The sequence below is a fragment of the Butyrivibrio sp. AE2032 genome (genome assembly GCF_000702965.1).
Map to the genome: position 1 here is coordinate 169,252 of NZ_JNLF01000003.1, position 19,663 is coordinate 188,914.

Here is a 19,663-nt window from a genome sequence, read left to right on the forward strand (position 1 = left end):
CTGTCAAAGTAGTTCTATTGGTAGGTAACCTTTTGAAATCTTGCCTTCTTTTTGAAGATTCAATATATCATCTCTGGCCTCATTCCAGTCTCTGTCTGAGTTCAGAAGGGTGATGTTGCCGTTTCCCACATTCTGGCTCAATTCTATCTGTACCTGCACGACCCTTCTGCCAAGCAATGCCATCTGATGAGTATCAAGAATATCCTTTTGATTACCGAAAATACTGTAGGCATCAAAGGACATTACTCTGTCATAAAAATCCCCGGGAAGGAACGGCACGGAGATTTTGCCCTCCAGGTCCGTCAAAGGTGTTCTGCCACTGGCAGCGGCATCAAGGTCAAATTTATTTTCTTCAAAACTTGCTTCATTGTTTATGGCTTTTATTGAAGTGATGGTATATTCCTTATCACCTGTTTTCTGAAAGGTTGGGATACAATCCGACATGGTTCTGTTTTTCATCCCTGTGAACATGTCAAAGACCTGCATCTGATAAAACATACCAATAGCTTCGTCGGAAAGTTTTAGATTGGTGCCGCCTTTCTGGGCAGTGTCCATCAGTTCCTGCATGGACATTCCCGAAACATTTTCCACAATCACTTCACTGCTGCCCTTGTCCTTCTCGCCTTCCTTTTTGGAAAGCTCGGCATCGGCTACCATCTCCTCCATTCCAAGCTCCTTGGCTATCCTGCTGGAGGCCACATCCATTTCGGTAGGACCTTCTTTATCTTCTGCTGTGGCCCCGGGCTTTTTTTCTTCCTCTTTCGGCTCTGCTGCTTTGCCCTTGGGAATCCTCTCTGGCTTTGCATCATCAAACATATCTTCCCAGTTACGTTTGGTCCTTCCATCCTCATAAAGCACATCAGAAGGAGCCTCCAAAAGCGCATACTCCCTCTCGCTCTGCTCCATTATCTGTCTTGTAAGGTCCAGGCGGAACTTTCCGGCGCCTTTATTTCCATTGCCGCTTGCTTCAATAAATTCCAGATAACTTCGGCAGTTCTGTATCAGGGTTGAATAAGCTCTTCGTATTCCATCAAGGTCTGTAACGAACCTCTCCCTCTCCTTGGGGATGTCGCCCCTCCTGAGTTCCTGGTTCAGGGCCATGATGGCATCCTTTACAGCTTTAAGCCTTTCGCCATCAGAAGCAGGGATAAAATGATCCGTAACCCCGGGATTTAACAGCTCATTCTTTTTCTCCTGGATTATCCTGTGTGCATCCCTTATATTTCCGCCCACATGGACAGGGGTAACCAGGACAGTGGATACTTCACCCATCTGTTCCTGAAACTGCTCTGTTTCCTGGGTGTCCGTCACAGTTGTATCAGGCTCCATAGAAGCAGATTCATTCAGATCCAGGAAGCCATCATCCAGTGAATCGCCCATGTCAAGGCTGGCCATCTGATCAAGTTCTTCATTTCCACCGGGCATCTTGAAGTCCTCCTTTCCCCTGTATCCAGGCGAGTTTTACGCATTTCATAGTTATTTATAATTATACCATATTACGTATATTTTTATTGTTTTTGAAAAGAAATTAAAAAAGTATAAAAAAAGTACTTGCGCATGTTGTTATCTTATGCTAACATAACATTGTTAGCAAACACTAACAAAGCAAACGCTCCGCCAAAGCGTTTGCCCTATGACATACAATAGTCATAAGAAATCTCCTACCTAAAAAACCGGTACATCTTGCCAATGTACCGGTTGTTTTTTTACAGATTCTTTTCTTCTGAGGATAATGTCTCGTTCATACTTCCTGTACGATATCCCAGGATATCCAGTGCTATGTAGTCAAAGCCTATCTTCCGCAGTTCCTCATGAACATGTACCCTTATCTTTTCTTCCATAAAATGACCAAATTCAGATGGATCCAGTTCGATCCTTGCTATTTTGCCATGGATGCGGACTCTTAATTGTTTAAATCCAAGATCTAAAAGCAGCTGTTCTGCCCTGTCTACCATTTGAAGCTTCTTTTCGGTAATTTCTTCCCCGTAAGGGAATCTGCTTGCAAGGCACGCAAATGACTGCTTTTCCCAGGTTGGCAGTCCCAGATATCTAGACAAGATCCTGATCTGTTCCTTGGAGAAACCAATGTTTCTAAGTGGACTCTTTATATTGAGTTCTGCCACTGCCATAAGTCCAGGTCTGTAATCGCCGTTATCATCAAGATTAGAGCCTTCTACAACCTCCTTTATGCCTCTCTCATTGGCGGCTTTCAGGAACTTCTCAAATAGTTCGCGTTTACATAGGTAGCATCTGTTCTTGGGATTATGAGAAAAGCCTTCTATTTTGAGTTCCTCTGATTTTACTACTATTTGCTCGATCCCATGTTCACTGCAAAAAGCCTTCGCCTCCTTAAGTTCTCGCTCCGGAAAAGAGCATGAGGAAGCTGTTAGTGCAAGGACCTGGTCTCCCAAAGCCTCTTTAGCAGCAAACAAAAGAAATGTAGAATCCACGCCACTGGAAAAGGCAACTGCCACACTTCCCAGTGACTTTAAGTATTCTTTTAATTGCTCATATTTATCAAGGAGCAATCTATTTGGTGTATCTTTAGAAATCATAGTGTTGTTTTCCAACTTTCTTTTTATGCAATTCCGGCGTACTCATAGCCTGCTTCTGTGACAGCAGCCTTAATAAGAGCCTCATCAACATCCTTTGAATTTGTGATAGTTACCATGTTCTCCTCATGAGATGCTACAGCGGAGTCGATTCCTTCTATAGCTTCAAGCGCCTTCTTTACATGAGCCTCACAGTGTGCACACATCATTCCGTTTACCTTAATCTTCATTTCTTTTTTCTCCTTTGTAATTAAATAATTTTCTGTTACTTGATTTTTAATTGCCTTGTCTTTTTTACTGTCATATACCTTTAACAGATTAAGTCTCAGCGCATTAGTTACTACACAAAAGCTTGAAAGTCCCATAGCAGCTGCTCCAAACATTGGATTGAGGGTCCACCCGAAAGCTGCCACATAGCATCCTGCAGCAAGGGGAATGCCAATAACATTGTAGAAAAATGCCCAGAACAGGTTCTCATGGATGTTCCTTAAGGTTGCTCTGGAAATCCTGATAGCTGCTGCTACATCACGAATACTGTTCTTCATAAGTACCACATCTGCTGCATCAATGGCAATGTCTGTTCCTGCCCCGATGGCAATTCCAACATCTGCTCGTGTCAGCGCTGGAGCATCATTTATTCCATCACCAACCATGGCGACTTTTCCTTTTTCCATGAGTTTCCTGATAGCAGCTTCTTTTCCGTCAGGAAGTACGCCGGCCACCACTTCATCAACTCCGGCCTGATCAGCAATTGCCCTGGCTGTGATCTCATTGTCACCGGTCAGCATTACCACATGGATGCCCATTTTCTTAAGCTCACTGACTGCCTGAGGTGTGTCATCCTTTATGGTGTCTGCTACGGCAATTATTCCGATCAGCTTGTTATCTTTGGCTAAAAGAACCGGTGTCTTGCCCTGGGCTGACAACTCATCAATACGTTTTGATACGTCGGGGTTCATATCTGCAGCTCTTTTAACCGCTCCATCAATTAACGTATCACGATTTCCCAGAATACTTTCAATAAATCTGACATTTCCACCTGCTACCAAAGCGCCATCAAGCTTTGCCTTTAACCCGTTTCCAGATAACACTTCAAATTCTGTTGTCTCGCATAGCTCGATATCCTGCTCTTTTGCATGATCTATGATTGCTTTTGAGATAGGGTGCTCACTTTTTGATTCCAGTGCGTAAGCAGTTTTCAGCAGATCTTTTTCGCTGATGCCTTCGGCAGGAATAACATCTGTAACCTTCATAACTCCGGTAGTTATTGTACCTGTCTTATCAAGAGCTACTATCTGCGTTTTTCCTGTCAGTTCCTGCACTGCTGCAGTCTTAAACAGGATTCCGCTTCTGGCACCCACGCCATTTCCAACCATTATTGCCACGGGAGTTGCAAGTCCCAAAGCACACGGACAGCTTATTACCAGAACTGATACTGCTCTTGCCATGGCATATCCGAAGGTCTGTCCCACCAGAAGCCAGACAATAAATGTGACAAAAGAAATACCAATGACCGCCGGTACAAATACCCCGGATACTCTGTCGGCTATTTTCGCAATTGGAGCCTTGGTCGCTGCAGCATCACTGACCATTCTTATGATCCCGGCAAGAGTTGTATCCTCGCCGACTCTGGTAGCTTCGCAGACCATATACCCTGATGTATTGATGGTTGCAGCTGATACCCTATCTCCTGTCTGTTTTTCTACAGGAACACTTTCGCCTGTAAGAGCTGACTCATTAACTGCGCTCTCGCCCTCTTTTACTATACCGTCTACGGGTATGCTGTCTCCGGGTCTTACTACAAATCTGTCTCCAACCTTTACCTCATCTATCGGGACAGTTCTCTCTGTATCGCCCTCCAGAATGACAGCGGTCTTTGGAGCGAGCTTCATGAGAGATTTCAGGGCATCAGTTGTTTTACCTTTTGATCTGGCTTCAAGGGTCTTGCCAACTGTGATCAGCGTCAGGATAGTTGCAGCAGACTCAAAATAGAACTGATCCATGAAGTACATGACCTGATCTGTATTCCCATCCATTACTGCGCCGGTCATGGCAAAAAGGGCATATATACTGTATGCGTAGGACGCTGTAGCTCCAAGCGCTACCAGAGTGTCCATGTTGGGGGATCTGTGAATAAGCCCCTTAAATCCACTGATAAAGAACTTCTGATTTATAACCATGATAAATCCGGCTAAGATCAGCTGGTATAACCCCATTGCCACATGATTTCCCTCAAGAAATGGTGGCAATGGCCAGTTCCACAGCATATGCCCCATGGAAACGTACATTAGTGGAATCAGCAAAACTACTGAAGCTATCAGCCTCTTTTTCAGCAGCGGTGTTTCTGTATCTTTTAGGGAATCCTCATAGCCCGCCGAAGAGGCTCCTTCTTTATTCTGTTTTTTCAGGCTTGCGCCATAACCGGCTGCTTCTACAGCCTTAATTATTTCTTCCGGAGATGCGCTTCCCTGAACGCCCATGGAGTTAGTAAGAAGGCTTACCGCACAGCTCTCGACGCCATCTATGGCATTTACCGCCTTTTCAACTCTGGCCTGGCATGCAGCGCAGCTCATTCCGGTTACGTTATATTGTTCCATCTTTACTCTTTTCCAGGCACATAGCCTTATTTCATAAGCTTCTGAAGTGTAACCACAAGTTCGTCAATGATCTCATCGTTTCCTTCACGAATATTCTCAGCCACACAGGATCTCATATGATTAGCCAAAAGAACTTTATTGAAGCTGTTTAGAGCGCATGTAATAGCAGACACCTGCATCAGAATATCCGTGCAGTATGCATCATTTTCAAGCATTCCTTCAACGCCCCGTACCTGGCCTTCTATCCTCTTTAGCCTGTTCATCAGGTCCTTCTTTTCCTTATCATCTCTGTCTTTATGTTTTCCGGAGCAATGGGGACAACAACCATTCATTTCTTCCATAGCTTCTTCGTTCTTAGACATGTTTCCCTCCATATAGAAATACCCCTTGGGGGTATATTGGTTTATACCAATATATACCCCCTTGGGGTATTTGTCAATTCTATTATTTTTTCTTCAACTTGGGATTTCTGCGGCTTCGTTTTCTTATTCACTATCGTTCTTAAGATTTGTCATACTATGTAGCCCCAGCGCTATTGTAGAGCCATTATGGAGCATTGCACTTGTTGCAGGTGCTATGGTTCCAAGTAGTCCAAGCCCGATCAGGCCCAGATTAAATCCAACAACAAAGCGATAGTTAAAGTGAATCCTCTTCATAAGAAGGCCACTGAGTTCCTTCAAGGTTACAAGCTTATACAGGTCATCCTCTGAGATCATTACATCTGCGATCTGACGTGCAAGCTGTGCACCTTCACTGATTGCAATTCCGCAGTCCGCTTCTGAAAGTGCCGGAGAATCATTGATTCCATCACCTATCATTACAACTGTATGTCCCTTCGCTTTTTCTTGCTGTACAAAACCTGCTTTTTCTTCAGGAAGGACCTCAGCATAATAGGAGTCAACGCCCACTTTTTTCGCAACTCTTTTGGCAATATGCTTTGAATCGCCTGTCATCATAACAATATTAGTAAAACCAACATCGCGAAGTTTTTTGACAACATCCAGTGCCTCCGGGCGTAGAGGGTCAACCAAAAGAATGACCGCTGAAAGTTTACCACCTATTGCCAGGAACAACCTTGAATACTGCTTGGAAATATTCTCAAGCTTATCCTCCTCGCCATCCGGAATAACGCACTTCTCATCCTCCATTACAAAGTGCCAGCTGCCGATAACAACCTTCTGTCCATCTATATCCGAAGCAATTCCGTGGGCAACTACGTACTCGACTTTACTGTGCATTTCATTATGTTCAAGTCCCTTGTTAGCCGCCTCAGCAACTACGGCATTGGCAATGGAGTGTGGATAGTGTTCTTCAAGACAGGCTGCTATGCGAAGCATCTCATCCTTATCATTTCCTGAAAAAGTAACTACATCCACAACCTTGGGAGTAGCCATTGTAAGAGTTCCTGTCTTGTCAAAAACTATGGTATCCGCATCAGCAATAGCTTCAAGGAACTTTCCACCTTTTACTGTAAGATGGTTGTCCTGACATTCACGCATCGCAGACAGCACAGTCACCGGCATTGAGAGCTTTAGTGCACAGGAAAAATCAACCATCAGTACAGAGAGCGCTTTGGTCACATTCCTAGTTAGCAGATACGCAAGTATGGTTCCACCAAGCGTATATGGAACCAGTCTATCTGCCAGATGCTCAGCCCTTGACTCAACTCCTGATTTAAGCTGTTCAGACTCTTCAATCATTTTTATGATCTTCTCATATCTGGTAGCTCCGGATGCTTTCTCAACCTTAAGTACAATATCGCCTTCTTCTATCACTGTGCCGGCATATACATAGGCGCCTTCTTTCTTTTCCACAGGGATACCTTCTCCGGTAAGTGTTGCCTGATTGATCAGAGCTTCTCCTGACACTACAGTTCCATCCAGTGGAATCACACTTCCAACTCGCACAGAGATTTCATCCCCGGGAACTATCTGGCTGATAGGAACCTGTACCTCAACGCCATCTTTCTTAAGCCAGACCTTGTCTGATTTAAGCGCCATACTTCTTGCAAGGTCATCCACCGATTTTTTATGAGTCCATTCCTCAAGAAGATCCCCAACACCAAGCAGGAACATAACCGACGAAGCAGTCTGATAATCCCCGGTCAAAAGAGATACTGTTATGGCTGTAGCATCCAGAACAGAAACCTCCAGTTTTCTATGCACAAAAAGGCTCACAAGCCCTCTGTAAATGAACTTTGTGGCCATGATCCAGGCTTTTATCCTTCTAATGGGTGATGGCAAAAAGAGCCTGCATCCATAGTGAAGGATCACCTTCCCAATGAGCCTCTCTTTATAAGAAGCCATCAGCTCTCTTCCTGTGTTCTCAGGCACAAGTGCCTTAACATCTTCTGCCTCGGCATCAAATCTGCAGATCTTATCCAGCAGTTCTTTTCTGTCACCTTTATAAACAACTACTGCATCGGCACTTCTCTCATAGACGGTAGCTTTTTCAACACCATCAAGAGAAAGCAGATAGTACTGTAATCTATCTGCTTCTTCAAAAGAAAAACGTCTTTTGGGCATGGAAAAGCGTATACGTCCACTTATCTCATGTTTAATGACAATTTTCATATTCTATTACTCTCCGACTACTGCCTCGTCTTCAGCTGCCTTGCGCTCAGCATTGATCTCTTTTGCCTCTGCAAGAATATCGTCACAGTTCTCCTGCACCTTGTTTGCAGTATCCATCACGCAGTCTTTTGCCCTAAGCACAGCTGCTGTGGTATGTGTATAGCACTTCTTCGCATCCTTACTTGAAAGTACCTTTACACCTGCTGTTCCAAAAAGGACTCCACCCAAAAACCACACGCAATGATGCCAATTCTTCATAATGATCATCTCCTGTTCTGTAAACATTTTAAGTATCTGTATATGAAAACAAACAAATGCAGATGATATATTCCTCCCACATTTGTTTGCTTCTTTAGCTTATCACAATATGAAATGACCTAAAACATGTGTAATTGATAATTTTTCTCAATACGTTAACATCTATGCTATTCTCCAGTCGGCACTTTCACTCTGGAGCTCGGCCATACGCTTGAAGATGCCGTCCTCGTTCTTAAGAAGCTCGGATGGCCTTCCCTCTTCTGCAACTTTTCCATCAGCAAGAACAACAATCTTATCGGCGGCTTCAACAGTACGCATACGATGTGCGATGACAAGAACTGTTTTGCCAGCGAGAAGGCGAGAGAGCGCGCCCTGTACCTTGGTCTCATTCTCTACATCTAGAGATGCTGTGGCTTCATCAAGAAGAACGATAGGTGCATTCTTAAGTAGCGCTCTGGCAATAGAGATACGCTGTCTTTCGCCGCCGGAGAGTTTAGCACCGTTTTCGCCGATCGGGGTATCATAGCCATTAGGAAGCTTTTCAACAAACTCATCACAGTTAGCTGCTTTTGCAGCTGCCTTTACTTCCTCGTCCGTAGCACCATGTCTGCCAAGGCGAATATTCTCCATTACCGTATCATCAAACAGTACAACGTCCTGAAATACCATCGAGTAATCACCAAGGAGCACCTCCGGGTCAACGCTTCCTATGTCCACGCCTCCGACCTTGATTGTTCCCTCTGGGATATCCCATAGTCTGGCAGCGAGCCTTGCACAGGTACTTTTTCCTGAGCCTGATGGCCCCACAAGAGCTGTTACTTCGCCCTCTTTAGCTGTAAAGCTGACCCCCTTAAGTACCTGTTCATCATCGTAGGCAAATCCCACGTTGTCAAAGCTGATATCATGTCCGTGTGCTTTAAATGATTCAGTGCCTTCTGCCGTCTTTGCATCGTGAATCTCCATTAGTCTTGACGCTGAAATTTGAGACATAAGCATCTCCGCGATAAGCGCAAGTGCCTGGTCAAATGGCGCATATATCCTGGTTATTACCAAAAGATACATGAACAGCACCATAAAATTGACTTGCCCTGAAAGAATAAGCTTGGTTCCTGTAAGGATTGTGGTTGCCACGCCAAGTCGCATGATCACGCTGGCAGCATTTACAAAGATTCCGCATGAAAGCTCACCGGAAAGCATAGTTTTTTCATGGTAGTCTATCTTGTCATTAAGATCATTTATAAATCTCTGTTCCTGATTGGTTGCTCTTATCTCACGGATATTCTCCAGAGTTTCCTGAATTCCGTCTGACACCTGGATCCCCGCTTCTTTTGTAATCTCAGACTGACGCTTGTTGATCTTGCGGCTTCCGAACAAAAGCAGGAAAGCTACCGGAACTCCCCACAGACAGGCAATAGCCAGTCTCCAGTCAAAGGAAAACAGCATTATCGCAACAATTGCTGTGGAAATATACGATCCATACAAATACCCCAGGCAGTGTGACCATACATGCTCAAGTCGGTTAACATCTCCCATTATGGTTTCTGTCAGATCTGCCAAATCTCTTTTGCCAAAATATCCAAGCGGAAGCTTTCTCATGCGCTCAGCCAGGGAGATGCGGACATTTTTAACCTCGCCATACACGAGACCGTATGTAGCCCTGTACTGCTGGAGATGTGTAAAAAGAGATATCACCACAAATGCAAGCACCATCGCAAGGATCAGTCCGGCTCCGGGAAGAGAAGCCCCTTCAGTCAACGTATCCATATATCCTGACATCATAAGATACAGAATACCCATTCCGCCCATAACTACCAGATTAACTATAACCGTCCACAGGGTAGCCTGCTTTGTATTCTTAATGCCCTGATCAGTAAGAGCATATTTTCTCTGGAACTCTTTTCCAAACATTTAAACCACCTCCCCTGCAGAAATACGCCATGTTACTGCCTGATTATAATCAGCCCACATGCGTGAATACATTCCACTCTTCTTTTTGAGGCTATCGTGGGTTCCTTCTTCAATGGCATGTCCATCATCAAGCACAATGATCTTGTCTGCTCCAACAACAGTTGAAAGTCGATGTGCGATCATAATGACCGTACGTCCCTTTGTTAGTGTGCTGAACGCCTTCTGGATCAACATTTCATTTTCGGGATCGGCAAAAGCTGTAGCTTCATCCAGCACGACAATAGGCGCATCCTTGAGAATTGCCCTTGCAAGAGCCACTCTCTGCTGTTCTCCTCCGGAAAGGTAGGTTCCTTCAGTTCCGATGATTGTATCCATTCCGTTTGGAAGCTTAGCGATTATATCGTCGCACTGAGCTGCTGATAATGCCCTCTGCACCTCTTCTCTGGTGGCATCCGGTCTGGCAGCCCGAACATTCTCAAAAATACTGGCTTTAAACAGCCTGTTGTTCTGGAAGACAAAAGCAATCTTATCCATTAGAACATGTGGATCCATATCCCGAACATCTACCCCACCAACAAGAACCGCTCCTGATGTTGCGTCCCAAAAGCGTGGTATCAGGCTGGCTGCAGTTGTCTTTCCTCCGCCGGAAGGACCAACAAGAGCCACTGTCTGCCCGGGTTCAACCTTAAAAGAGACATGATCAATAGCCGGGATATCCGCTCCTTCATAAGTAAAGCTGACATTCTTAAACTCAATACTGTTGTCCTTTGGTGTTTGCGGATTATCAGTAATCTTCAGTGTCGGTGCATTCATAACCTGTGAAATTCTTCCAAGCGCAGTACTGGCAAGCATCATTCCACTTGCTGCAAACATTATCTTTGCCAGAGCTGTTGAAACTATAGCAGAGAATACCGCGTAGAAAGCGAAATCCGTCACAAAGGCCGCAAAGTTCCCAGCTTTAAGCGCACCCGGTGCGATAAGAACAGCTACAGGAACCATAAAGATAAATGCACCCTCGGTAGCTGTTAGATTTATTGATTGTGGAAACTGACATACCCCAACTGTGTATAGCTCAGCTTTTTCACTGTAATCCTCAATAGCCTCTTTGAAGGCCTTAAATGAATAAACCGTCTGCTGAAACACCTTAACCACCGGTATCCCACGTACATATTCTGTACCGGCTTTACTCATATGATCCTGAGCAGCCTGATATTCCTGCATCAGCTTTGCATTTTTTCCGCCCATCATTGTAAACATAGCTGCAACCGATATCACTGCAGCAAGAAGACAAGCTGCGCCCATTCTCCAGTCAAACACAAACATCAGAACAATCATTCCGATAAACATGGTCGCGCTTCCTACTATGTCCGCAAGATTATGGGCAAGAAGCGTCTCTGTCTCAGAGGCAGCGCCATCAAGACGATTTCGTAAAAGCCCCGATGCATTCGAATCAAAGAAGCCCAGCGGCGTCTTCATAAGATGTGCCATGCCCTGTTTCCTGATATTCGAAGCCGTTCTGAATGCTGCCAGATGTGTGCACATCAAAGCCGCAAAATATACCACTATTCCGGCAATTGAAAATGCAAACGCCATCCAACCATATTTCCCCACACCATTGGCCCTGGTCCAGTCAGGCGCTACAGCAATTAGATCCCGGGCAACCAGCCAAATGCAAATATATGGCAGCATCCCCAGAACCATCGCTATACCTGATAGTGTAAGCCCCAGAAAAGTTAACCCTTTATAGTTTCCTGCATACTCCAAAAGGACAGCAAGATCGCTTTTTTTCTTTTCTTTCATACTGCTTTCCCTCCGACAACAATTTCGTACATCTCGCCCATGTTCTTAAACCCATCTTTTGGCGCACACTTACCGCAGTCCCCGCCGCAGCCTTTGCTACAGCAGGAAACATCTACCCTGCGGATTATTCCCATGTGCTCGAGATATTCTATCTGTCTTTTAACATCTTCTACTGTCGTGTGAAGTTCAATTGCCAGAAGCTTTTCCGTTCTGGCGTGTGCATCCCGGTGTAAGACCGATGGATGTGATCCTGCTCATAAATCTCTCGTCGCCTGTCAGCTTTTCAACTACTGCCTGACTGTCCTTTACTAATTCACTTAAACTCATGCTCCCCTCCTTATTAGTAGATATTTTCAATAAATCATGTTAGTATATGCTAACACGCATATCAATACTAATAATTGATAATAATTATCAAGAGAGTCGCTTCAGAAATTATATCTTTTAATCTCACAGTTTTGAATTCCGCAGGACGAAAACTCTTCGTTATCCATCTCACGGAAATAGGATTCCACCATTCGGGTTATCCCATTATGGGCAACCAAAATCACTTCTCTATCCCCAGCCTTAATATCATCAATAAGGTTATATATTCTCTGGGCTAGCTGAAGCATCGATTCCCCGGTTCCAAATCTGCTGGCCATATCCTTTTTCGCCTCATGGAATTCTTTTCCGTCCCTGGGCGTGGATTCATATCTGCCAAAATTCTGTTCAATCAGCCTTGGCTCGATCTCCATTGGGATCCCAGTTACTTCAGAAATGTGCCTTGCTGTTTCTTTGGCTCTAATAAGAGGAGATGTCAGTATTACATCTGCCTTAATACCCATTTCCAGAATCTTTTTTCCTGTTTCAATAGCCTGCTCATGGCCTTTTTGCGTAAGTTCTATATCAGTTGCTCCGCATATCTTGTTTTCAACATTCCAGACTGTTTCTCCATGTCTGATAAAGTAAAAATGATCCATTTTATCTCCTAACTATTCCTTCAACCATCCAACTGATTTATTCAGCGCTTCAATAGTCTTTGTTTCAAGAACACATCTTGCATTTCTTTCTTCAGCAAGCCTGAGCCTTTCCCCCAGATCTATTTCCCCATCTCCAAGAGCCAGATGATTCTTAGGTGGTATCTCTTTTCCATCATGGATATGAAAATGAATCAGTTTATCTCTATGCTGCATGATAAACGGAACATCTTTTTCTCCTGTAGCCTTTGAATGGCCTATATCCCATGTAAGGCCAAACTTTCTACTCTCCAGCAAAAACTCTATCGCCTTCTTCTCATATTCACGGAATCCATCTGTATTTTCTACAGCAATCATGATGTCGTTGTCTCCAATCCACTCCTCGCATTTAGAACGGAAAAGAGAAAAAGACTGCATATACGTATCAAAGTCCCTGTCATACATCTGAACCTTGCGATCAGGCAAAGTAATGAAAATACCATGATGCATGTGCATGTTAAGTGTAAGTGGCTGACTGCTGTCTCCATATAGATCACGCAAAGGTAGTAATTTCTTGGTCACCTCAATGGAACGTCTCACTGTTTCCAGATAGGCCTCCGAAACCAGCATGTTAAAATCCGCAATGTTCAGATTCTCATCCAAATGAATAGTATAGTAAATACCGGCTTTGTTAGCCAGTTCATATAAATGATCTGTCTGTTCCAGGTGATCTACCTGATACTCCGGAAAATTCATATTCAGTTCAATAAAATTAAGCCCCAGCCTGCTGCAAAGATCTATATTATCTTCCAGCGTACGGTTTTCAATTAGTGTTGGCATTCCAAACTGTAGCATGCCTTCCCGTAAAAGTTCTCGTCGGTCATGACTACGTTTTCCACTGGTGTATTCCATTTTAATTTTATTACTCCTCTAAACTGTGCATTCAATGACCGATAAAACTTTTTTCTCTATGAAATCCACCCTGTCAAAGATCCTAGGCTTAAATGTACCTGTCATCCCCACAGATACATTTTCTTCCTTATTTACATAGATAATATTTCCGCTGTCACCAATCGCCGCATATACATCTTTATTATTATAAGGCTTGTACCATAGATAGCCATAGTTCATGAATCCAAATCGCTCGCCAAGCTTTATATGCGGTGTCAACATGTCTTTTAAGTATTCTTCGGAGATGATTCTTTTTCCATTGCATGTTCCACCATTAAGAACAAGCGAACCGATCACAGCCATGTCTTTTGCCGACATACATAATTCCCAACCTGCGGTAACGGTGCCTTGCGGATCAGCATACCACTCATATTTCCTGGGATTTTTGTTCATGAAGAAATCAAACTGATCTTCCTTGGAACTATCTCCGTGTGGTATTCGCTTCGGCAGTCCCAGTGGTTCAAAGAGATTGTTGTTGGCAAAATCTATGCATTTCTCACCGGTAGCCTTCTCGATTATTCCTGCCAATATCTGAATCCCAAGCGTAGCGTACCGGAACTCACCTGTGATTCCATTACGTCCTCCAAGATAATCAAGGATCGCATACGTAAAACTCTGTGAAGTACACACCTTCTTCCAAGGCTCCGACTTCCCTTTATAAGGAGCTGTCATAGTAAGGAGATGTCTGATTGTGACATCGTATATAGTCTTTTCCCCACGCTTTACAGAGTAATCAGGGAAAAAATCCATCACCTTCTGATCCACGCTCTCGATAAAACCCTTGTCCAGCGCAATCCCGGCCAACAGTGCCATCACACCTTTGGTCACAGAATTGACATTCATCGCATCCAAAGTCTTGAATCCATGCCAACAATCATCAAGTGCCACCCCATTTTCTTTGATGGCATATATCTGACAAATATTACTCTCATTGCCGGTGCTCTCAGAAATGTACCTGTGCAGTTGTTCTTTATTCATCACAATAGCCTCCTCTTAGGTAAAGATTCGGACGTCCTAAGAAAAGGCTAATATGATTAAAAATTCTTTTCAAGCAAAATCTTCAGCATATCTTTTGTATTTTGTGCAATTTAATTGTTGACAATATTTAAATTGTGTGCAATCATTTAACCATCAAAGCAAAATATTAAGGAGGATAAAAACATGGAATATAAATTTACTGAAGATAATTTTGAGAACGAGGTTTTAAAGAGTGACATCCCGGTACTCGTAGATTTCTACGCTGACTGGTGTGGCCCATGCAAGATGATGATGCCGGTTGTAGAAAAGCTTGCAGAAACATATGACGGTAAGGTAAAAGTAGGTAAAGTCAATTCTGATGAGAACAATCAGCTTGCTGCGAAATATGGAATCATGTCAATCCCAAGCTTTCTCATTATCAAAAACGGCGAAGTTGTTGATAGCGCCATGGGTGCCATGCCTATTGATGCTCTCGCCAGGAAGCTTGACGCAGTACTTTGATCAAGACCTCATGAAAAAGACACTCCGTGTGGAGTGCCTTTTTCATGAGGTTTCGCGATTAACTTCTCTTTACTGCTGATTGCCTTATCGTACTGCTGTCTTGATATCTCTTTGTTATTGAAAAGCTGTTTAAGCCTTGCATCAAAGCCATACACTGCTAATATATTCCTACTAAAGAAATCTCACAGACTCCATGTTGATTCATTTTCAGATGTAGTCAAAGATTCCTTGGATAGCGTCTGTGATATTTATAATGTCAGGATAATGTATCCTATCAATCTTTGAATAACCCCTGATATTCAAATCAAGGAGTGCCATTTTTTCACATTGCACATAACCTTCTACGTCTTCAGTTTCGATATGTATATGTAAAGGTCCTGCTTCCCCTTTTTCAAAAATAGGGCATCCGATTATCTCATAAGTCTGATTAAAGAAATCCTTACTCACAATAAGAACCGGTTTCTTGATATGTTCAATCTTAAGTATATCCCCCTGATGCAATTCTTCCTTCATTCCCAAATCTCTCTTCCTACCGGTTCACCCCAGTCAAATTCACCGTCTAAATGGAGCTGCCCACCATATTCTTCAGCACGTTCTTCCAGTGTTCTATGTCTAAATGGTTTAACAAGCATTATCATGCCATTAGACACCTTGACATCGAGAACATCATCAACCGAAACAGCTGCTTCCTGAAGCACTTCTTTGGGTATTCTAATTCCCTGACTATTTCCCCATGCTTTAACTTGAGCCTGCATAAGCAACACCTCCTTTTGTATATACATTGTATATCCACAAGGCAAAAAAATCAACTTATTCATCATTCAGTTTAGTACATTATACTGGAAGACAAACTCTACTCATGTTCTTTCACATACTGTATAAACTCAGGTGTTTTAGACCAATATTTAATGCCCCAGTTTTCAAAACTCCATTCATCCATATATTGGTTGCATTCTTCATCAACGGAAAGCATAAGCCGGCCAGTTATCGCGGATTATCTGCCAGTATTCTTCCGGAACGGTCCAATGGACTCCATCCTCAGGATCAAGATTCTTCCAGATTGGAATAAATTCCTTCAATCCCTATTATACATAAACCAAAAGTGTAGCGAAAATCATTAGTTTTATGAGACATATGAAAGTCTTGAAATTGCTTGCTTTGCCATAAGTTTCTTATGAATCTTTTTGGATTGCTTAAACAACGTATTAATGTTATAATTTCTAAAATGTTGATTGATAGCACTTATTTATATTCTAAAATGTTGATTTAATATCATTTATATCATTCTATATTGTTGATTGGAGGGCCATATGTTAAAAAGAAAGGCAACAAAACAGCTTCAAGACTGGATTAAGACAAAAAACAAAAAATGCCTTGTGGTCCAAGGGGCTCGTCAGACAGGCAAGACCTTCATAATAAAGCAATTTGCTGAGGATAACTATGATGAATACATTGAGATAAACTTTAAAATGACACCCTCTGCAACTAATATCTTTTCCGGGGATCTTAGCGTTGATGGAATGGTCATGGCATTAAAATTCAGATTTCCTGACAAGAAAATCATTCCTGGCAAAACTCTGATTTTCCTTGATGAAATTCAAGAATGTCCCGAAGCAATTACTTCGCTAAAATTCTGGGCATACGATAACAGATATGATTTAATTGCTTCAGGTTCTTTATTGGGAATCGATTATAAACGTTCATCCTCATATCCCGTAGGTTATGTGGATTACATAAAAATGCATGGCCTTGATTTTGAGGAGTTTTTGTGGGGACTTGGAATATCTGAAGATATGATAGGCTCAGTTCAGGAATATCTTTTACACAAAAAACTGATACCTGAAGCAATTCATAATCAGATCATGAGTTATTATAGGCAATATACAGCAATAGGTGGAATGCCTGAAGCTGTACAGGAATATGTAGACTCCAAGGATTTTAGAGAGGTGGATCGGATACAGCGAAATCTTCTTCAGGGTTATCAATATGACATTGCTCACTACGCTACTGCTGAGGAAAAGGTAAAAGCTGAAAAGTGTTATCTTTCCCTTTCTAAGCAGCTCCTTGATAAAGAAAACCATAAGTTCCAGTATAAAGAAATTGAACATGGCGCACGAGCACAAAAATACTATTCAAGCATAGATTGGCTCCTTCGTGCTGATATCATTCATCTAAGCCAAGCAGTATCAGATATAAGATATGATCTAGATGACTATGCCAAAAGTGGGCTATTTAGAGCCTATACAACGGACATGTCTCTTCTGATAGCAATGAAAGATTTTTCGCTTAAGCAACACATTGTAGAAAACACGCTTTCAGGCAATACGAAAGGTGGTCTCTACGAGTGTGCAATCGCAGATGCCTTATACAAAAAGGATTACGCGCTATACTATTACAGAAATGACACTACAAAGAAGGAACTTGATTTTATCATTCAGAAAGATGGTGTTGTGATTCCCATCGAGGTAAAGTCCGGAAATACTAAAGCCACTTCGCTCACTAACGTTATAAAAAACAAATCGGATATCTCCTATGGCTACAAATTTGTCGATGGAAATATAGGAATTAGTGAAGATGGAATAATTACTCTGCCTTTATACATGTCTGCTTTTATCTAATGTCCAGAGAAAAAACCGGTGCCAAATATTTAAATATTTGACACCGCTTTGGACAGATTTTATTCGGATAATCGACGACACGCTTTTTCCTTTTCATTGTTCCCCAACATATTCAAAGCTCATACCGTCATCGTGTGAAACATATAATCCTGATGGGTGTTTATCCAGTTCTTCGTTGTAATAGTCCCCTGACCATGGGCTCTGACTTGCAAGCAGATATAGATTGCCATCCTCTACCCAGACCTTTTCCGGGATCACAAATGGATTGTAGATTGTTCCATCAGACAGCTTTACTTTTGCAGAGGGATAATTAACCTGGACAAAAGACTTACCTCCATCTTCAGTCCTAAATAGCATACCCTCGTCTCCACCACTGTATGTAAGGCAGGCAAAGCCAAGATTGGTATCATCGATAAACTCAATCCATTTTGCCTCTCCACCCATTCCATCGAAAGGATTCTCGTTTATTTCTGATGGTTTGTCGCCGGCTTTCTTATAAGCTACCAGGCAGTAATAGTTACTTCCAGCAGCTCTGTCTACAGGAAGCATTCCATAGATAATTCCATCCTTGGTTGTATATGTACAGTCAGGTTCTATACTCTGCAGGTACTCATCTCCCCCATTATCTACAAATTCCAGCATACCATAGCTCTGATTTTTTACAGGATAATCAGCAGAAGTCAGTTTACCATCGACGAAATCGTAAAGTGCTTCATAAAGAGCATCTCTGTCATATTTTCCACTTATATAAGGGGATGGATCAAATGATCCTGATACAGATGGCATTGCAATGGATATCTCTTTATATAGCCATGGTGCATCCTCGTACGGAACTTCTTCAAGGCATTCTTCCAGCCAGTCGCAGATATTTTCGCAGAACCATGACATATCCTGGGTGCCATTTTCATCAATTATCGGAACCTGCGTGGTGCCAATACTATTGTCTGCACAGTCTTTTTCCTGCCAATAAAGACCACGTTGAAATTTCTCAGGATATGTATCCTCTGTTATCTCTATAAACTTATTGAGAAGCTCATATTCTCTTTTCTTTGTTTCCGAAGTATCGTCTTCCTCTTCATTGAAAGCACTCAGATCAATGCCCGTATTATCAGCGAATCCATTGACATACGAATAGAAAACGCCCTCTGCTACCGAGTCCGCATAATAACCGATATTTATCCCATACTTTCTGTAAAAAACGCCATCCTTAGACCAGATAGAATAACTTCCTTCATCGTTATAGCCAATGTGCTTTATAAGAATGTAATCATCTTTTTCCATAACTACATAATCACCATCATCAAGGTATAAGTTCAGCCACTTATCCGCAAGAAATATAAGTGCGCACAGACATATGATCAAGGTCATTCCTCTTCCAATGTATAAAGCAGGCCTTGGCACGTCTTTAAATACCTTTATCCACAGCAGAATGCCAAAAACAATAACAACAATCTGCCAAATAACAACGCCCCAAATGGCTATGTCAGAATATACATTATAGAGAACACGATCTGGTGTCTCATTATGTTTGAGTACAGCATAAGCAATCGTTAAAACACCTAAGATTGCCACAAAAACTGATAATATGATTATTGCCTTTTTCTTCACTTTTTCACTCCAGCTAACATTTTTGATTATTTTTCTGTATTAGCTTTTAAGTATGTCCCTCCAAAATCAGAGTCCTGCCAGGAATTACCATTCGTATCCCAGGCATCAGCATATCGCTGATTTAGTCACTCTTTCTCAATATAACTATGCGTTCTCTTTTTCCCTTATCCGCTTTATAAACTACACTGTAGTCCTGCGTCAGTTCTTCAATTGCTTTCCAATCATATGGATGAAACAACATCCCACTTCGATTTTCACAAGTATATTGCATCGTACCATCTTCCAAAAGTATATGAGTTTCTGTGAAATCATCTTCTTCTGGAATGTCAAATGAAATCATGATCAGGCCATCTCTTCTCATTATTCTGAGCAGCTCTATCA

The 19,663-nt window shown here is 42.5% G+C and carries 18 protein-coding genes; 2 read left to right on the forward strand and 16 right to left on the reverse strand.

From position 1 onward, the window contains the following. Positions 1-3: 3 nt before the first annotated feature. The 12 genes from BO18_RS02535 to BO18_RS02590 all read right to left on the reverse strand — a co-directional run bounded on the left by BO18_RS02535 (position 4) and on the right by BO18_RS02590 (position 14,555). Positions 4-1,425 carry a hypothetical protein gene (locus BO18_RS02535; protein ID WP_034443334.1) on the reverse strand — a complete coding sequence of 474 codons (1,422 nt, stop codon included), beginning with the start codon at positions 1,423-1,425 and terminating at the stop codon, positions 4-6. A 281-nt stretch (positions 1,426-1,706) separates the two neighbouring features. Continuing rightward, positions 1,707-2,555: an ATP-dependent sacrificial sulfur transferase LarE gene (gene larE / locus BO18_RS02540; protein WP_034443336.1), complete on the reverse strand. Its 849-nt coding sequence runs from the start codon at positions 2,553-2,555 to the stop codon at positions 1,707-1,709. Positions 2,556-2,578: 23 nt separating this feature from the next. Next, complete coding sequence (locus tag BO18_RS02545) at positions 2,579-5,149, reverse strand: heavy metal translocating P-type ATPase (protein ID WP_034443338.1); 2,571 nt, start codon at positions 5,147-5,149, stop codon at positions 2,579-2,581. Between the two features lie 26 nt (positions 5,150-5,175). Then, complete coding sequence (locus BO18_RS02550) at positions 5,176-5,490, reverse strand: metal-sensing transcriptional repressor (RefSeq protein WP_034446962.1); 315 nt, start codon at positions 5,488-5,490, stop codon at positions 5,176-5,178. Between the two features lie 144 nt (positions 5,491-5,634). Next, entirely contained in the window at positions 5,635-7,722 is a 2,088-nt protein-coding gene (locus tag BO18_RS02555) for a heavy metal translocating P-type ATPase (RefSeq protein WP_034443339.1), read from the reverse strand. A gap of 6 nt (positions 7,723-7,728) precedes the next feature. Then, positions 7,729-7,980, reverse strand: coding sequence for a DUF6110 family protein (locus BO18_RS02560; protein ID WP_185752329.1), 252 nt, complete (start codon positions 7,978-7,980; stop codon positions 7,729-7,731). A 162-nt stretch (positions 7,981-8,142) separates the two neighbouring features. Then, positions 8,143-9,888 carry an ABC transporter ATP-binding protein gene (locus tag BO18_RS02565; protein ID WP_034443341.1) on the reverse strand — a complete coding sequence of 582 codons (1,746 nt, stop codon included), beginning with the start codon at positions 9,886-9,888 and terminating at the stop codon, positions 8,143-8,145. Then, a complete protein-coding gene (locus BO18_RS02570; protein ID WP_034443343.1) occupies positions 9,889-11,688 on the reverse strand; it encodes an ABC transporter ATP-binding protein in 1,800 nt (599 codons plus the stop codon). 186 nt (positions 11,689-11,874) lie between these two features. Continuing rightward, positions 11,875-12,015, reverse strand: a complete 141-nt coding sequence (locus BO18_RS02575) for a ferrous iron transport protein A (RefSeq protein ID WP_185752330.1) — start codon at positions 12,013-12,015, stop codon at positions 11,875-11,877. A 101-nt stretch (positions 12,016-12,116) separates the two neighbouring features. After that, positions 12,117-12,650, reverse strand: coding sequence for a histidine phosphatase family protein (locus BO18_RS02580; RefSeq protein WP_034443345.1), 534 nt, complete (start codon positions 12,648-12,650; stop codon positions 12,117-12,119). A 12-nt stretch (positions 12,651-12,662) separates the two neighbouring features. Beyond that, positions 12,663-13,481, reverse strand: a complete 819-nt coding sequence (locus tag BO18_RS02585; RefSeq protein ID WP_034446965.1) for a sugar phosphate isomerase/epimerase family protein — start codon at positions 13,479-13,481, stop codon at positions 12,663-12,665. A 75-nt stretch (positions 13,482-13,556) separates the two neighbouring features. Continuing rightward, on the reverse strand, positions 13,557-14,555 hold the full coding sequence (locus tag BO18_RS02590) for a serine hydrolase domain-containing protein (RefSeq protein WP_034443347.1): 999 nt from the start codon (positions 14,553-14,555) through the stop codon (positions 13,557-13,559). Between the two features lie 183 nt (positions 14,556-14,738). Here BO18_RS02590 and trxA point away from each other — a divergent pair, with 183 nt between their 5' ends. After that, a complete protein-coding gene (trxA, locus tag BO18_RS02595; protein WP_034443349.1) occupies positions 14,739-15,056 on the forward strand; it encodes a thioredoxin in 318 nt (105 codons plus the stop codon). Positions 15,057-15,263: 207 nt separating this feature from the next. Here the strand turns inward: trxA and BO18_RS02600 are convergent, their stop codons facing one another. Then, positions 15,264-15,569, reverse strand: coding sequence for a type II toxin-antitoxin system PemK/MazF family toxin (locus BO18_RS02600; protein WP_022762945.1), 306 nt, complete (start codon positions 15,567-15,569; stop codon positions 15,264-15,266). Then, complete coding sequence (locus tag BO18_RS02605; RefSeq protein ID WP_034443352.1) at positions 15,566-15,811, reverse strand: AbrB/MazE/SpoVT family DNA-binding domain-containing protein; 246 nt, start codon at positions 15,809-15,811, stop codon at positions 15,566-15,568. Before BO18_RS02605 ends, BO18_RS02600 begins: the two co-directional genes overlap by 4 nt. A 555-nt stretch (positions 15,812-16,366) precedes the next feature. On the opposite strand from BO18_RS02605, the gene BO18_RS02610 reads away from it, so the two are divergent. After that, positions 16,367-17,674: an ATP-binding protein gene (locus tag BO18_RS02610; RefSeq protein WP_034443354.1), complete on the forward strand. Its 1,308-nt coding sequence runs from the start codon at positions 16,367-16,369 to the stop codon at positions 17,672-17,674. 93 nt (positions 17,675-17,767) lie between these two features. On the opposite strand, the gene BO18_RS32325 is transcribed toward BO18_RS02610, so the two are convergent. Next, entirely contained in the window at positions 17,768-19,282 is a 1,515-nt protein-coding gene (locus tag BO18_RS32325) for a hypothetical protein (protein ID WP_051688456.1), read from the reverse strand. A 121-nt stretch (positions 19,283-19,403) separates the two neighbouring features. Continuing rightward, entirely contained in the window at positions 19,404-19,622 is a 219-nt protein-coding gene (locus BO18_RS02620) for a hypothetical protein (protein WP_034443356.1), read from the reverse strand. Positions 19,623-19,663 lie beyond the last annotated feature (41 nt).

Excerpts from the sequence above, each read along its gene's own strand:
- BO18_RS02555 (WP_034443339.1), bottom strand. The coding sequence starts at position 7,722 with ATGAAAATTGTCATTAAACATGAGATAAGTGGACGTATACGCTTTTCC.
- BO18_RS02550 (WP_034446962.1), bottom strand. The coding sequence starts at position 5,490 with ATGGAAGAAATGAATGGTTGTTGTCCCCATTGCTCCGGAAAACATAAA.
- BO18_RS02575 (WP_185752330.1), bottom strand. The coding sequence starts at position 12,015 with ATGAGTTTAAGTGAATTAGTAAAGGACAGTCAGGCAGTAGTTGAAAAG.
- BO18_RS02585 (WP_034446965.1), bottom strand. The coding sequence starts at position 13,481 with ATGCTACAGTTTGGAATGCCAACACTAATTGAAAACCGTACGCTGGAA.
- BO18_RS02600 (WP_022762945.1), bottom strand. The coding sequence starts at position 15,569 with ATGAAGGAAGAATTGCATCAGGGGGATATACTTAAGATTGAACATATC.
- BO18_RS02610 (WP_034443354.1), top strand. The coding sequence starts at position 16,367 with ATGTTAAAAAGAAAGGCAACAAAACAGCTTCAAGACTGGATTAAGACA.
- trxA (WP_034443349.1), top strand. The coding sequence starts at position 14,739 with ATGGAATATAAATTTACTGAAGATAATTTTGAGAACGAGGTTTTAAAG.
- BO18_RS02590 (WP_034443347.1), bottom strand. The coding sequence starts at position 14,555 with ATGAATAAAGAACAACTGCACAGGTACATTTCTGAGAGCACCGGCAAT.
- BO18_RS02535 (WP_034443334.1), bottom strand. The coding sequence starts at position 1,425 with ATGCCCGGTGGAAATGAAGAACTTGATCAGATGGCCAGCCTTGACATG.
- BO18_RS02570 (WP_034443343.1), bottom strand. The coding sequence starts at position 11,688 with ATGAAAGAAAAGAAAAAAAGCGATCTTGCTGTCCTTTTGGAGTATGCA.
- BO18_RS02580 (WP_034443345.1), bottom strand. The coding sequence starts at position 12,650 with ATGGATCATTTTTACTTTATCAGACATGGAGAAACAGTCTGGAATGTT.
- BO18_RS02545 (WP_034443338.1), bottom strand. The coding sequence starts at position 5,149 with ATGGAACAATATAACGTAACCGGAATGAGCTGCGCTGCATGCCAGGCC.
- BO18_RS02560 (WP_185752329.1), bottom strand. The coding sequence starts at position 7,980 with ATGAAGAATTGGCATCATTGCGTGTGGTTTTTGGGTGGAGTCCTTTTT.
- larE (WP_034443336.1), bottom strand. The coding sequence starts at position 2,555 with ATGATTTCTAAAGATACACCAAATAGATTGCTCCTTGATAAATATGAG.
- BO18_RS02620 (WP_034443356.1), bottom strand. The coding sequence starts at position 19,622 with ATGATTTCATTTGACATTCCAGAAGAAGATGATTTCACAGAAACTCAT.
- BO18_RS02565 (WP_034443341.1), bottom strand. The coding sequence starts at position 9,888 with ATGTTTGGAAAAGAGTTCCAGAGAAAATATGCTCTTACTGATCAGGGC.
- BO18_RS02605 (WP_034443352.1), bottom strand. The coding sequence starts at position 15,811 with ATGCAGGCTCAAGTTAAAGCATGGGGAAATAGTCAGGGAATTAGAATA.